Raw genomic sequence first — 13,609 nt, 5'->3', positions numbered from 1 at the left:
TTATATATAGGTAATGGAGAATTTCTACATGCCCCACAAACAGGTGATGTAGTTAAAATAAGCAAAACAAGCAGTAGTTATTACACTAAAAACTTTTCTACGGCTCGAAGAGTTTTATAAAAAGAGGTGATAAAATGGCAGATCCAATTAATGAATTTATAGGAATAATGAGAAAAGAAGGTAAATATCATAATCAGCCTTCTTTTTTTATTGGTAAAGTTAAAGATAAATTGCCAGATTTAAAGATAGAGATAAATACTCTTTTATTGGAAAAAGAAAATCTTTTAATAGATAGTTGGATACTTAATAGTCAGATAGAAACATTTGAAACAGAAATAAATCAAGAACACAAACATAATATAAAAAATCCTTTTATTAATAATCTCGAATCTGGAGATATGGTAATAATGTTTAAAATAGGCGAGAAATTTGCTGTTGTAAGTAAGTTGGTGAGTTTATAATGAGTACAATCTTCCCTTTCATGGGTGTTCCAGATGATTATACTTCTCCATCCAATGAAGAATTACCTATTTTCAAGGAATTTGCTTGGAATTTTGAAAAAGATGAAAAGATAATTGAAAATGGAGACTTTAAAGTAGTTGAAAGAAATGAAGCAATCAAAGTATGGATTTATAAAACTATAAAGACAGATAAGTATGTTCATTTAATATACACTTGGGATTATGGAACAGATATAAAAAATCTCATAGGACAAAAGTATACTAAAGGCCTTACTGAAAGTGAAGCAAAAAGGTATATACAAGAAGCACTCTTAATTAATCCATATATATTAGAAGTTAATGTAACAAATACAGAATTTAAGGATGATAATTTATCTATAAATTTGAATATAAAAACAATCTATGGAGAGGAGAAGATTACTTTTGTATGATAACCAAACATTTAGTACCTTAAATAATAGAACATTAAATAACATAGACCTTCCTCTTTACAAAGGTCAAGGATCTTCTCTTTATAATATAGTTTCACCTGTTAATTCAGAACTTGCACAGTTATATATAGAACTTTCTTATATACATAAAAGAGTTTTTATTCAAGATAATTTTGACGATTTTCTCGATAGAAGAGTCAATGAATTTGGAGTATATAGAAAGTTAGGTACAGAAGCAATAGGTGAAGTAACATTTGAAGGCAAAATGGGAACTCAAATACCAAATGGAACAATAGTATCTCACAGTGATTTACTATTTGTAGTTATTAAAGATATTACAATAGATGAAAATAGTAAGTTAAATGTAAGCCCTATACAGGCTTTGGAGGTTGGCGTTAAGTACAATTTATCAGCTAACACAGAATTTAAACTTATAGACAATATAAATGGTGTAACTAAAATTTATAATGAACTGGACCTAAAGGGTGGAACAGAAATAGAAACTGATGAAGAATTAAAAGAAAGGTTCTATAAAATACAAAAAAATCAAGCCACAAGTGGTAATAAAGCACATTACCAGTCTTGGGCTTTAGAGGTTGAAGGTGTTTATAATGCAAAAGTAATTCCTTGTTGGGATGGACCAGGTACAATTAAAATTCTAATTTATGGTCAAAACAATCAATCAGTTGACAATGAAGTATTACAAAGATGTGCTGAACATATAGAAGAAGAAAAACCTATTGGACCTACTGTTACAATTGTTACACCAAGTATTTTTGATATTACTATTAGTGCGACTTTAACACTTGAAAATGGATATGATATTGAATCCATAAAAGTTGTATTTTTAGATATTATAAATTCTTATTTAATAGAAAATTCAAGAGAGATTATTTATATAAAAATAATAAGTTTATTAGCAAGCATAGAAGGAGTGCATGATATAAAAAATCTACTTATCAATGAAGATATTAAAAACATAATAGTTGATGAAGAAAAAGTTCCTGCTGTTTCAAATGTTACATTTAATATCGAGGTGAGTTAAATTGAAGTTAATTGACCATTTACCAAGTTTTGCAAACAATGAAATTGATATACAAATTCAAGATGCACTTGAAAATGAACTTCTAACATTACTTGATGAAAAGAATGATTTATTAGATCAGTTTTTTATAGATACAGCAACTTGGGGACTTGACGATTGGGAAGATCTATTAAAAATAAAAACAAATTCTAAGTTGGATTTTGATACTAGAAGAAGTAATGTAAAAGCTAAATTAAGAGGTAAGGGTACAACTACAATAGAAGTTATAAAGGCAATCTCAGAGGCTTACGCAAAAACCAATGTTGATGTAGAAGTACTTAGTAATCTATTTAGTTTTACACTTAGTTTTATAACAAATAATTGTAATTATAACACTATCTTGGAGTTAGACAAGAAAATAGAAGAAATAAAACCATGTCATCTTGAACATAAATTCGAGATGATTTTATTCAATAAAAATGACATGTTTGCGGGTTCTACAATGAATACAGGTGAAACAGTTACTATATATCCTTACAGTCCAACAAACTTTGAAAGTTTTGGAGAATTAACTATAGCTACAGGTAATGATAGGAGTATGGAAAAAGTAACTTTATACCCAAAGCAGGAGGTGATATAATTGGCAGAACAAAAATATTATACCCTTTTAACAAAGGTAGGTAAGGCATCTATTGCAAATGCTACAGCACTTGGCAATAAAGTAGATTTAGTTAAATTACAACTTGGCGATGGAGCAGGAACAGAATATAATCCAACAGAAGAACAGACAACACTTAAAAAAGTAGTTTGGGAAGGTTCTGTAAACAATGTAAAAGTAGATGAAGAAAATCCAAACTGGATAGTAATAGAAACTGTAATACCAGGTAGCGTTGGTGGATTTATGATAAGGGAAGTAGGTATATTTGACTCGTTAAATCAATTAATTGCAGTATCTAAATATCCTGAAACATATAAACCAACTGCTGATAGTGGAAGTGTAAAAGACTTAGTTATAAAAATTATTTTAGTAGTATCTAATACTTCAAGTGTAAATTTAAAAGTAGACCCAACTGTTATACTAGCAACACTTAAAGATATACAAGAGTTAGACACTAAAATAGATACAACTAAAGCGGAGTTAACAAGCAACATAGAAACTACTAAGACAGAGTTAAATGAAAAAATAGGAGATACAACACTACTTGAAACAACAGATAAAACAAATATAATTAGTGCATTAAATGAGGTAAAAACTAGTGTAGATAGTATAGAAACAACAGCAGATAAAACAAGTTATAATAATGCAACAAGTAATCTTACTGCTACTACTGTGCAAGGGGCATTAGATGAGTTAAGTACTAGTGTAAATACAACTAGAGTTAGTTTAATAAATAGTTTAAAAGAAATGTTACCAATATAAGAAAGGAAGTGATTAGATGTATTTTCCGGGATTAATTGTTCCACAACTTAAAACAATAGAAAAACCATCAACTTCTTTAATAATATATCCTTTTGACTACTGCAAAGAAAAAGCGTGGGGACCTGGAGGGTTATATACAATGTTGGCATGTAAATTGCCAGATGGGGAAACTATTGTATGGGGTAGAACAGCAAAATTTACAGTATATCCAGGTAATAGCTATAAAATTATCTATACGTATCTTTTTTCCCCAGACAGTGGAGGAAGCGAACGTTATACACAAGAATTTACGATAGAATGTCAATATAAATCTACTACACCAAGTATAAGTGGAGTAGATGGTTCGCTTGGCTCTAAGAGTAGAGGGTTTGGTATAAACTACACAATAACAAATGAAGATAGTTACACATACACAGTAAAAGCATATCTAAATGATGTATTATTTGATACGAAGCAAGCAGTAAAAGATACTCAATACACTATAAATGTACCCGACTCCCTTGTCTTGTCACTTCAATTAAACTCTACCAACAAGATTAAAATAGAAGTCACAGGTGGCTATGGGGTATCTGCTATATATAGAAATTATACATTTACAAAATCTAATAATGCACCAAGCATAAGTGGAACAGATGAAAATATAGGCAATAAAAGCAAGGGATTTACTTTAAAGTACACAGTAAACGACTTAGACTATAGAGATACTGTAAATGTTGTTACTAAACTTAATTCTACTATTTTAGAAAATATCACAAATATAGAAAAAAATAGAGAAAAAGAAATTGTGCTAACGGATGAAAGAATATTGGCTCTTCCTATTGGTTCTAGTAATACAATACGCATTGTTGCAACAGATAGCAATGGAGCAAGTTCAAGAATATATACATTTACTAGGAGCAATAATTTACCTCAAATAACAGTAAATGAATTTAATAGTACACAAGTAAAATTTATAGTATCAGACTTAGATAATAATTTAAATAAGATAGAGATATTTTTAGATGATACTCTAAAAGAAACTATAACATCAGACTTATATCTAGAAAAAACATTTAACTATACATTAGAAGATAATGCAATACACACAATTAAGATAAAAGTAACAGATACAAATGGAGCAAGTGAAAGGTTAGTAAGTGTGTCAAACGGAGTACAACCACCACAAATTGATGATTCACTTGAGGATATAGCAAATACTGTATCAATAATAAAAAATAGTTTTATAAATGGAAAAACACATATTATTAATAAATTAGCATTAAAAAATGTAAATGCTACATTAAATAATACACTAGTAGAAATAGGAGAAATGATAGGAACAGCATTTAGTTCATCAGACGCTAGCGTACAAGATTTGATGAACCAGTTAACACAGGCTAATAACACTATAACACAGCTAAATACTAGATTTAAGGTTTCTAGTGGACGAACTGATTCCGTTTATACAGGTGCTGTTGAGAAAGTTCTTGTATACAATGCAGCATATGAAAAACAATTTTATAATTGGATTACTATTAGCAATTTAAGTTTTAAGCCTAATATTTTTTATGCTGAGTGTGATTATGTTAATAGCTTTACTAAAAGCAAAAACAAACTCTTTGTTTTTGCATGTTGTGATGTACCTACTTTCTCTAATAAAGATTTTGTATTTACTTGTGATATAAATTTGAAAACCACTGATAATGATTATACTACTACTTCTCATGGTCTTTACTATAACAATAAGCTTGATGTTAAATTTACTGATAATCTTATTCATATACCTGCTTTTACTGCTGTTAATGCTGATGCGACTTATTTTTGGCGTGCTATTAAAATTTATTAATTAGGAGGTGATAAAGTGAATAGAGCAAATAGAATAATCTATGACCAAACAGGTAAAATATTACTCCAAACAGGAGAAGCAACAGGTGATTTATTAGAGCATGATGAAATAACAGAATTACATTGTATTGATGTTCCGTATGGAAGTATTGATTATGCTAAAAACAGAGTTATAGGTATAAATATAGAGACAAAAGAACCAATTTTAGAAGAAATACCAGTATATATAACAGATGAGGAAAAGAGAATACAAGAGTTAGAAAATCAGATTTTATTAAATGAAAATGAAAAAGTAGGAGGATTATTATAATGATAAATGAAATTGTAGTAAGAATATTAGCAGAGAGAATATTAAACAAAGGATTAAATCCATTGAAAAATCGAGAATTTAAATTAGATGACGTGACTAACACGGAGTACAGAAAAGCAGTAGAGGATTATATAATTAGAGAAAGTGGAGTAGTAGAAGGAGCATAACCTACAATATAGGAAATGTTCCTTTTTTATTTCTTAAAATATATAAATTCATTTACATTTTGCCTACACTTCATCTACACTTTGCAGACGTTTATGGTTTTAAAATTAGGTACAATGAAAACATAAATTAAGAAAGAGGTGGATTAAATGGCAACAGTTTATGAATTTAATTATACAGGAAGTGAACAAAGTGTAACATTAAAACCTGGTAAATATAAATTAGAATGTTGGGGCGCTAGTGGAGGTGCATTTGGTGTCGACACTAGAACTGAGTGTGCTAAAGGAGGTTATGCTAAAGGAGAAATTACGCTAAAAGAGAAAACTGATTTGTTGATTTGTGTTGGTCAATCGGGCTTTGAAAAAGTTCCTCGTGATTCATCTTTTACTAGAAGTGGTTATAATGGTGGTGGAAAAGGTAATGGAATTGGTAATAGTGCATTTAAATGGTCATCTTTTGGTGGTGGAGCTACAGATATAAGACTTCCTCATGGTAGTACGCCATGGAATGATTCAAAAGGTTTGTTGTCACGTATACTTGTAGCTGGTGGTGGTGGAGCTACTAAAGCTGATGTTTCTAATGCAAGTCAAAGAAGTTATTTAGGTGGTAATGGTGGTGGCATTATAGGTGGTAGAGGTTTTAGTAATGATGGTAATTTTTCAAGTGGTGGGACACAATATGAAGGTGGTGTATGTGGAGCTTTAGTACATAGTGGTTCATTTGGTAAAGGTGGTGGTGATAGTGATGTAGGTGGAGGTGGTGGTTGGTATGGTGGAGCAGGTGAAACTAGATATGGTGCAGGTGGTGGAAGTGGTTACGCACTAACTAAAGATAACTATAAGCCACCTGGTTATATACCAACATCTGAATATTATCTTGAAAATGTAGTCATGACAACAGGAGGCAATACTACAAAAGCAGATGGTTATGCTAAAATAACATTACTTCAAGCATTACCTTTTTTAACTGTATCCTCTTACAACTCTACTACAGCAACATTTAAGGCAGACCACACAGACCCTACATTATTGACTAAGATAGAATACTTTATAGATGATGTATTAAAAGAAACAATCACAACAGATTTAGCATCAGAGAAAACAATTAATTATACATTAGAAGATAACGCACTGCACACACTTAAAATAGTGGTTACAGACAGTACTAATGCTACAGCTGAAAAAGTTGTAAGTATAAGTAAGAATATAATGCCATTAGAAAATGATGCAACTCTACAAGATATAACTAATAAAATCAAAGAAATGAAAGATGGTTTAAAAAGTGGAAAAAGAAGTATTATAAATGTATTAGAATTAAAGGATATAGATGCAAGCTTAAACAATACATTTGTTGAATTATCTGAAAAAGTAAAAGACTATTTTGATAGTGCAGATTCATTTTTTCAAGAAACAAATAAAGGAAAAGAATTGATTGCAAATGCTATTGGTTTACCTGCAACTAAAGAAAATACTTTTTCAGAACTAGCTACTTATATTAATGAAAATAAAGCTAAAATTGTAGATACTCTTGTTAAAAAACAACAGTTAGTTACAATCGAAGACCCTTGGGAAATAATAGCTAATATTATAAAAGAATTATATTCAGTTACATATAGCTATAGTACAAACTCCATAATAAAACAAGAAAGTTTTACAAGCCAAATAGCTAATTCTACATATCCTCCTGGAGGTGGTGGTAGTGTTAGTAATTATACTTATTGGCTTGGGTATACTTTTCTTAATGATGCTAACAAGATTAAAGTTCATATTGATTGTCACAAAGATAATACATCTGGGAGTGGTTATAATGAAATACGTATAAATTTTAAACATACTAGTAATGGTAAGGTTATTAATTCATTTACATGTGATCAATCTAACTCTATTGACAAAGAAATAACGGACATCAAAAAAGGTGATTATTTTTATTTTGAATACTATGTTGGAGGAGTCATTGGTAAAACTTATAGCTGTGGAGCAAATGCAAAAATATATGGAGTTATTAATTACATAAAATAATATTAATAAGACTTAGGTAATTTCTAAGTCTTATTTTAATACAAACAATTAAGTTTTTTATAAGTAGATTTCAAGAGACATAAAATATAGAAAAGATATCTACAGATTAAGTATGGTAAACATAGAGTCTAAGGTAGAGTAAAAGGTATTATGTGAAAATTTAAATTTCTTTGCAAACATTCAAAAAAATATATAAATTCACTTACATTTTGCCTAAATCCTATCTACACTTTTTAGATTTTTATATATTTATATTTGTGTACAATAAAACTATATAGATTAAGAAAGAGGTGAGTTAAGTGGAAAAAGTATACAAATTCAATTACAAAGCAGAGGGTCAACCTGTTACATTACCACCTGGTAAATATAAACTTGAATGTTGGGGTGCAAGCGGTGGTGTTATTGCTGACCTCACTAGTACTAAGAATAAAGGTGGATATGCTAGTGGAGAACTAACATTAAAAAGAGAAAAAACATTATATATTTATACTGGTCAATATGGTGGTGCCACTGGTATTAATAGTATATTATGCTCTTTTAATGGAGGAGGTTCAGGTTCAATTGTACATGGTGGTGGTGCTACTGATATAAGACTTGTTGGTAGTGGTGGTGGTACATGGAATTATTCGCCAGGATACTACTCTCGTATAATTGTTGCTGGTGGTGGTGGTGGAATTGTTATAGGATATAGTGATGGTAATGGTGGTGGAGAAAAAGGCGATAATGGTAATGGCAGAAACAATTCTTTTTCTCCTGGTGCTACACAATATGATGCTGGCAGAGGAAATAGTAGTTCATCTGATGGAAATTTTGGTCTTGCTAGTGGTTTTTCTAATCAGACCGTAGGTGGTGGTGGCGGTTGGTTTGGTGGCGCAAGTGGTTCAAAAACCTCTTCTATTGCTATTAATGCTGGTGGTGGTAGTGGTTATGTTCTAACTAAGGATAGTTACAAACCTAAACAATATACACCTACATCTGAATATTGGATGGAAAATCCAGTTCTAACTACTGGAGGTAATGATAATGGTGATTATGGCTATGCGCAAATAACATTGTTACAAGCATTTCCTATTATAGATATAATTTCTTATTCATCTGCTCAGGCTACATTTAAAGCTAATCATACAGATAAAACTTCACTAGAAAAAATAGAAGTTTTTATAGATGATATATTAAAAGAAACTATAACAACAGATCTTTATGAGGAGAAAACTATTAACTACACTTTAGAAGATAATGCACTACATACATTAAAGATAATTGCTACTGATAATGTTAGCGCAATTGCTGAAAAAGTTGTAAGCATAAGCAAGAGTATAGTACCATTAGAAAACGATGCTACTCTAAATAATATAACAAGCAAAGTCACTGAGATAAAGGATGGTTTAAAAAATGGTAAAACCTCTATAACAAATGTACTATCGTTAAAAAACATTGAATCTAGTTTAAACAATACTTTTGTTGAATTATCAGAGAAAATAAAAACTTCTTTTGATATCTCTGATACTAATATAGAAAAGTTACAAAATCAACTTACAGAAAAAAATAATACTATAACCCAACTTAATAATCAAATAACAAATCTTCAGAGTCACATTGGGAAAATAGCTACTTTTAATGGTAACCTTGCTATGACTCAAGACTCTGCAAACTCAGGCTCTTGTTATATTAACGTTTCTTTAGATTTTAAACCAGATATTGTTATCTATCAAATGTATGATTACAATGAAAGCAGTGGTGGTAGAAGGAAATATTGGGGTATTGGTGGTAAAACTCAGATTCCTTTGTTTATTCAAGATTATCTTCAGACTAATAAAAATGGAAATGTTTATTATGATAATAATATAACTTTTACTTCTAATGGTTTCAAACTTGATTGTAATAAGGTTTCTTATGCATATAATTGCAAACTACAACAATATATTGCTATTAGATATACTTAAATTTAGACGTTTTAATAGTTTACACATAATAATATTGTAAATAAAAAAGTAGTATATTATCTACTTATATTTATGCAATAAAAGAAGGCTTAGTACTTATTTAAGCCCTCTTTTTATGCTTATTAAGGAGGCTTACATGAATGAAGAACTTTTCAAAGAAGATTTAAAGCGCCATGAAATAAGAATAAATAAACATGGAGAAGAAATAGATGATTTAAAGATAGCAAATATAGAGTCTAAAGCAGAGTTAAAAGCATTGTGTGAAAACTTAAATTCACTTACAAGTATGTTAAAGTGGTTAATTGGTACAATGATTACAACTCTAATAGGATTCTTTATATTTGCAGTTCAAAAAGGAATATTTTAAGGAGGAAAATAAATGAATAATTTAATAAGTTTTATTCCTGAGCGATTACTTTTATTGGTAGTTGCTCTTAATGTATTAGGATTTGGATTTAAGAAATACAAACAGTTAGATAATAAATATATTCCAGTTATATTGCTTGTATTAGGTATAACATTTTCCATATGGATGTTAGGATTTAAACCAACTTCAATCTTACAAGGTATTTTATGTTGGGGAGTAGCAATAGGAGCTAATCAAGTTTACAAACAACTAAAGGATGGTGACAAATAATGAAGGTAGCGATAGTACCAGGACATACACTATCAGGAAAAGGTACAGGAGCAGTTGGATATATAGATGAAGGAAAAGAAAATAGAACCTTAACTGATTTAATAGTAAAATGGCTAAAATATGGCGACGCAACTGTTTACACTGGTAAAATTGATAAGTCTAATAATTATCTTTCTGAGCAATGTCAAATAGCCAATAAACAAGACATAGACTTAGCAGTACAAATCCACTTTAACGCAAATAGTACAACCTTAAACCCTATGGGAACAGAAACACTATATAAAACAAATAATGGGAAAGTATATGCTGAAAGAGTTAATTCAAAGTTATCAACTATATTTAAAAATAGAGGCCCTAAAATAGATGTAAGAGATCTTTATTGGCTTAGACATACTAAGGCACCAGCAATATTAATAGAAGTATGCTTTGTAGATAGTAAAGCTGATACAGACTATTATATTAGGCATAAAGATATAGTTGCGAAATTAATAGCAGAAGGTATATTAAATAAAGACATAAATGCTAAAGGTGAAAATAAAATGTATAAACATACAGTCATTTATGATGGAGAAGTTGATAAAATATCAGCAACAGTAATTTCTTGGAATTATAAAAAAGAAGAATGTTTAGTTTGTGATATAAAAAATTACAAACCATATCAAACTGAAAATTTATATGTTGTTGGAACAGGAGCATGTAATAAGATCGGCTCATTGAGCAAAGAAAAATATACAGCTCTAAAAGGTGCCGATAGATTTGATACTCTTCATAAAGCCTTAAATTTTATAAATAAATAGTTTAATTTTCTTAATATACAATGTATAAACTATTTTAGTTCATACATTGTATATTAAATTATATAACAATTTATTTCTATACTTATTTATAAATTTTATATTTAATGTATATTATAAGTTATTATTTAAATTATAATATACTTACTTTCGAATTTAAATAATAACTTATTTTCTAGGTCCTTTATTTTTATTTCTTTTATCGTATTCCTTTGCTATTTTATCTATGTTTAATTCTTCTGGTAAATGCTCTTTAGTTGCCCTTACATTAGCCCTAATAAACTCATTTATTACTTTATTTAATGTAGTCTTTTTAAGGTGTGCTATAGTCTTTAATACTTTCAAATCCTCATCATCAATATATAATGTAACTTGTCCTTTTTTAGTCTTTTTGTTTTCTTTTAAATCTAGCAAGTTTATCCCTTGAAGTTCTGTGTGTTCATTAAATTTATTTTCAATTTCTTTATTGATTTCATTTTTATAGTCTTTTTTAGGTATAGATATTTCTTCTTCTTCTAATTCAAATTTACTCATTATAATACCCCCTTATTAGTAAGCTCTTCTATTAAATCATTTAATTCTTCTCTAACTTTATGAGCCTTTTTTATCTTCCTACAATAGTCATCTATACTTAATTTATTTAGCACACAATTTTTTACTATAGTGCTTTCACTTATTTTTACATCGGATAAATCTTTTTTTATACTATCAAACCTATCTAAATAATCCATAAATATATCTCCAGAAGTTAACTTTCTTGAAGTAAAAGAATTTATTACAACTGCTCTTTTTGCCTCATTAGTTTCTCCCATATCTTCTAGATCTTCATTGTATTTTTGATAAAATAGTTCACAACCTCTTATACTTGCTATATCTTGAAATTCAAGAGGAGTAATAATACTATCTGAAATGAATAAGAAATTTCTAGCAATCAAATCATATGAAGGAGATAAATCTATTAATATATAATCATAATTTTTAAGCGTAGAAATATTTTTCTTAAACCACTTAAAAGCAACTTTCTCTCTACTAGTTTTTATAGTTAAATACTCTGATAAAACAGATAAAGATAAATCACTTGGTATTAAGTCTACATTTGGATAATCTTTTAATGGAGATTTTATTATTAATTCTTCTGCACTTATATCATCCTTAAATGCATCTAGAATTGTTTTTTTATTATGTACTATTTTATATATGAATTGTGTAAAGTTTGCTTGGGTATCTCCATCAAGTATAAGTATTTTTTTGTCTTTTTTTGATAAATTAAGAGCCATTAGATATGCTAATGTCGTTTTCCCAACCCCACCTTTTACATTAAATAAACTTACTATTTTCATTTTAATCCTCCTGTGAGTTCTATTGATATATGATATTATATCACACTTCCGACTACATTCGGGTTTTTTGTAAAAAAATTATATAAAACTTATAAATAATTTATCATATAATTTATAAAACAATTTATTTATAAGTTTTACTCAATTACTCAAAGATAACACAAATATAAAAGGAATAGATATTATCTATTCCTTTTATATTTGTGTTATATGTAAAATTACCTGAAGTTTATTACTTTTTAAAAATATCAATTACAAGTATAAGTATTATTATTAATAATAGAAAATTAGCAGACTGAATTAATATAATTGGCCATTCAAGATATATTATTTATAGTCACCTCATCTTATGTATGCAATATTTTTTTAATATCTTTTTTCACTACTTACTATATTTTTGCTTTCAGAATTTGCTTTTATTGTAGAATGAACTCTGTAGTATCCTCTTCCTATAGTTTTTGATTTAGAAAGAGTACATGAACTATTTCCTGAAGCATTCCAAGTTTGAATTGTTGACCATGTTTTTCCATTGTCATTACTTTTCTGTAACCTAGCAATAATTGATGTACTTTTCACATTTGATGAACCTCTAATGGAACAGATTACTCTCGCTGTGTTTCCTGAAATATTTAAAGTACAAGTACCAGACTTAATATAAGACATTTTTACCATAGTATCATCTATATAGTCTACAGCTGAATATTGTTCAATATTCTTGTCTTTATATTCATCAGCAAATATAGGCATCGCAATTGCTGATGAACATATTAAAGCGCACATACTACTTATAATCATTTTTTTCCAAACCATAAAATCACCCCTTCATTTGCTTTTTATTATTTTTTACTTAATATATAACGAATAAAGAAGTGATTTCTGGACACTTATATAAAATTTTTTATTAAATTTTTATCATAATTACAAAATAGATATTCATAGCTATAATAGTTATAAATACCTAGAATACTATATATTGTAACTATCCCCCAATAAACATATATAAACTTGTAATTATATTAATAAATCATAAATACCCAATTTAGATCAGGTTTTACTAATAAATAGGTTCTTTGAGTTTTAAATCATTTTTCTAATATAAAAGGCTTATTGCTTTGTCTTGTCTTAGTTATAATAGCTAAGATATATTTGTATTTGACTTACATTCCATTTTTTAAACTATAAAAACCACCTCTTTTTCTTATAAATTTTTATAACATCAAATATATAACGAATAAAGAGATG

Annotated in this window: 17 protein-coding genes; 14 read left to right on the top strand and 3 right to left on the bottom strand. The window is 28.6% G+C overall.

The window, feature by feature from the left end:
- Nucleotides 1–6 precede the first annotated feature (6 nt).
- The 14 genes from IC219_RS22100 to IC219_RS18690 all read left to right on the top strand — a co-directional run bounded on the left by IC219_RS22100 (nucleotide 7) and on the right by IC219_RS18690 (nucleotide 11,030).
- Nucleotides 7–120, top strand: a complete 114-nt coding sequence (locus IC219_RS22100; RefSeq protein WP_227861665.1) for a C40 family peptidase — start codon at nucleotides 7–9, stop codon at nucleotides 118–120.
- 14 nt (nucleotides 121–134) lie between these two features.
- Nucleotides 135–461, top strand: coding sequence for a DUF2577 family protein (locus IC219_RS18750; protein ID WP_227483717.1), 327 nt, complete (start codon nucleotides 135–137; stop codon nucleotides 459–461).
- Nucleotides 461–892, top strand: coding sequence for a DUF2634 domain-containing protein (locus tag IC219_RS18745; protein WP_227483716.1), 432 nt, complete (start codon nucleotides 461–463; stop codon nucleotides 890–892). The genes IC219_RS18750 and IC219_RS18745 overlap by 1 nt, the downstream gene beginning before the upstream one ends.
- Nucleotides 885–1,937: a baseplate J/gp47 family protein gene (locus IC219_RS18740; RefSeq protein ID WP_227831798.1), complete on the top strand. Its 1,053-nt coding sequence runs from the start codon at nucleotides 885–887 to the stop codon at nucleotides 1,935–1,937. Before IC219_RS18745 ends, IC219_RS18740 begins: the two co-directional genes overlap by 8 nt.
- Before the next feature lies 1 nt (nucleotide 1,938).
- On the top strand, nucleotides 1,939–2,556 hold the full coding sequence (locus IC219_RS18735; protein WP_227831797.1) for a putative phage tail protein: 618 nt from the start codon (nucleotides 1,939–1,941) through the stop codon (nucleotides 2,554–2,556).
- Nucleotides 2,557–3,336, top strand: coding sequence for a phage tail protein (locus IC219_RS18730; protein WP_227831796.1), 780 nt, complete (start codon nucleotides 2,557–2,559; stop codon nucleotides 3,334–3,336).
- 16 nt (nucleotides 3,337–3,352) lie between these two features.
- Nucleotides 3,353–5,161 carry a hypothetical protein gene (locus IC219_RS18725; protein ID WP_227831795.1) on the top strand — a complete coding sequence of 603 codons (1,809 nt, stop codon included), beginning with the start codon at nucleotides 3,353–3,355 and terminating at the stop codon, nucleotides 5,159–5,161.
- A gap of 15 nt (nucleotides 5,162–5,176) precedes the next feature.
- A complete protein-coding gene (locus IC219_RS18720; RefSeq protein ID WP_227831794.1) occupies nucleotides 5,177–5,470 on the top strand; it encodes a hypothetical protein in 294 nt (97 codons plus the stop codon).
- Nucleotides 5,470–5,637: a hypothetical protein gene (locus tag IC219_RS18715; RefSeq protein ID WP_227831793.1), complete on the top strand. Its 168-nt coding sequence runs from the start codon at nucleotides 5,470–5,472 to the stop codon at nucleotides 5,635–5,637. Before IC219_RS18720 ends, IC219_RS18715 begins: the two co-directional genes overlap by 1 nt.
- 147 nt (nucleotides 5,638–5,784) lie before the next feature.
- Complete coding sequence (locus IC219_RS18710) at nucleotides 5,785–7,653, top strand: glycine rich domain-containing protein (protein ID WP_227831792.1); 1,869 nt, start codon at nucleotides 5,785–5,787, stop codon at nucleotides 7,651–7,653.
- A gap of 299 nt (nucleotides 7,654–7,952) precedes the next feature.
- Nucleotides 7,953–9,596 carry a glycine rich domain-containing protein gene (locus IC219_RS18705; protein ID WP_227831791.1) on the top strand — a complete coding sequence of 548 codons (1,644 nt, stop codon included), beginning with the start codon at nucleotides 7,953–7,955 and terminating at the stop codon, nucleotides 9,594–9,596.
- 136 nt (nucleotides 9,597–9,732) lie between these two features.
- The gene (locus tag IC219_RS18700) at nucleotides 9,733–9,963 is read left to right on the top strand and encodes a hemolysin XhlA family protein (RefSeq protein WP_227831790.1); all 231 of its coding nucleotides are present in this window, start codon (nucleotides 9,733–9,735) and stop codon (nucleotides 9,961–9,963) included.
- Between the two features lie 12 nt (nucleotides 9,964–9,975).
- Nucleotides 9,976–10,233, top strand: coding sequence for a phage holin family protein (locus tag IC219_RS18695; RefSeq protein WP_227831789.1), 258 nt, complete (start codon nucleotides 9,976–9,978; stop codon nucleotides 10,231–10,233).
- Nucleotides 10,233–11,030 carry an N-acetylmuramoyl-L-alanine amidase gene (locus tag IC219_RS18690; protein WP_227831788.1) on the top strand — a complete coding sequence of 266 codons (798 nt, stop codon included), beginning with the start codon at nucleotides 10,233–10,235 and terminating at the stop codon, nucleotides 11,028–11,030. The genes IC219_RS18695 and IC219_RS18690 overlap by 1 nt, the downstream gene beginning before the upstream one ends.
- A 165-nt stretch (nucleotides 11,031–11,195) precedes the next feature.
- Here IC219_RS18690 and IC219_RS18685 read toward each other — a convergent pair whose 3' ends face one another.
- From IC219_RS18685 to IC219_RS18675, 3 genes are all read right to left on the bottom strand, one after another.
- Nucleotides 11,196–11,561: a hypothetical protein gene (locus IC219_RS18685; protein WP_227831787.1), complete on the bottom strand. Its 366-nt coding sequence runs from the start codon at nucleotides 11,559–11,561 to the stop codon at nucleotides 11,196–11,198.
- Nucleotides 11,561–12,367 carry a ParA family protein gene (locus tag IC219_RS18680; RefSeq protein ID WP_021382772.1) on the bottom strand — a complete coding sequence of 269 codons (807 nt, stop codon included), beginning with the start codon at nucleotides 12,365–12,367 and terminating at the stop codon, nucleotides 11,561–11,563. Before IC219_RS18680 ends, IC219_RS18685 begins: the two co-directional genes overlap by 1 nt.
- A gap of 366 nt (nucleotides 12,368–12,733) precedes the next feature.
- A complete protein-coding gene (locus tag IC219_RS18675; protein WP_227437160.1) occupies nucleotides 12,734–13,177 on the bottom strand; it encodes a hypothetical protein in 444 nt (147 codons plus the stop codon).
- Between the last annotated feature and the right edge of the window lie 432 nt (nucleotides 13,178–13,609).

It is taken from the genome of Clostridioides sp. ES-W-0018-02 (assembly GCF_020658175.1).
Taxonomy (GTDB): Bacteria; Bacillota; Clostridia; order Peptostreptococcales; family Peptostreptococcaceae; genus Clostridioides.
This window is presented reverse-complemented; position numbering and strand designations above follow the sequence as displayed.

Bases quoted from the DNA above. Each gene is read 5' to 3' on its own strand.
- IC219_RS18750 (WP_227483717.1), top strand. From the start codon at position 135: ATGGCAGATCCAATTAATGAATTTATAGGAATAATGAGAAAAGAAGGT.
- IC219_RS18690 (WP_227831788.1), top strand. From the start codon at position 10,233: ATGAAGGTAGCGATAGTACCAGGACATACACTATCAGGAAAAGGTACA.
- IC219_RS18710 (WP_227831792.1), top strand. From the start codon at position 5,785: ATGGCAACAGTTTATGAATTTAATTATACAGGAAGTGAACAAAGTGTA.
- IC219_RS18675 (WP_227437160.1), bottom strand. From the start codon at position 13,177: ATGGTTTGGAAAAAAATGATTATAAGTAGTATGTGCGCTTTAATATGT.
- IC219_RS18725 (WP_227831795.1), top strand. From the start codon at position 3,353: ATGTATTTTCCGGGATTAATTGTTCCACAACTTAAAACAATAGAAAAA.
- IC219_RS18680 (WP_021382772.1), bottom strand. From the start codon at position 12,367: ATGAAAATAGTAAGTTTATTTAATGTAAAAGGTGGGGTTGGGAAAACG.
- IC219_RS18685 (WP_227831787.1), bottom strand. From the start codon at position 11,561: ATGAGTAAATTTGAATTAGAAGAAGAAGAAATATCTATACCTAAAAAA.
- IC219_RS18695 (WP_227831789.1), top strand. From the start codon at position 9,976: ATGAATAATTTAATAAGTTTTATTCCTGAGCGATTACTTTTATTGGTA.
- IC219_RS18745 (WP_227483716.1), top strand. From the start codon at position 461: ATGAGTACAATCTTCCCTTTCATGGGTGTTCCAGATGATTATACTTCT.
- IC219_RS18700 (WP_227831790.1), top strand. From the start codon at position 9,733: ATGAATGAAGAACTTTTCAAAGAAGATTTAAAGCGCCATGAAATAAGA.
- IC219_RS18715 (WP_227831793.1), top strand. From the start codon at position 5,470: ATGATAAATGAAATTGTAGTAAGAATATTAGCAGAGAGAATATTAAAC.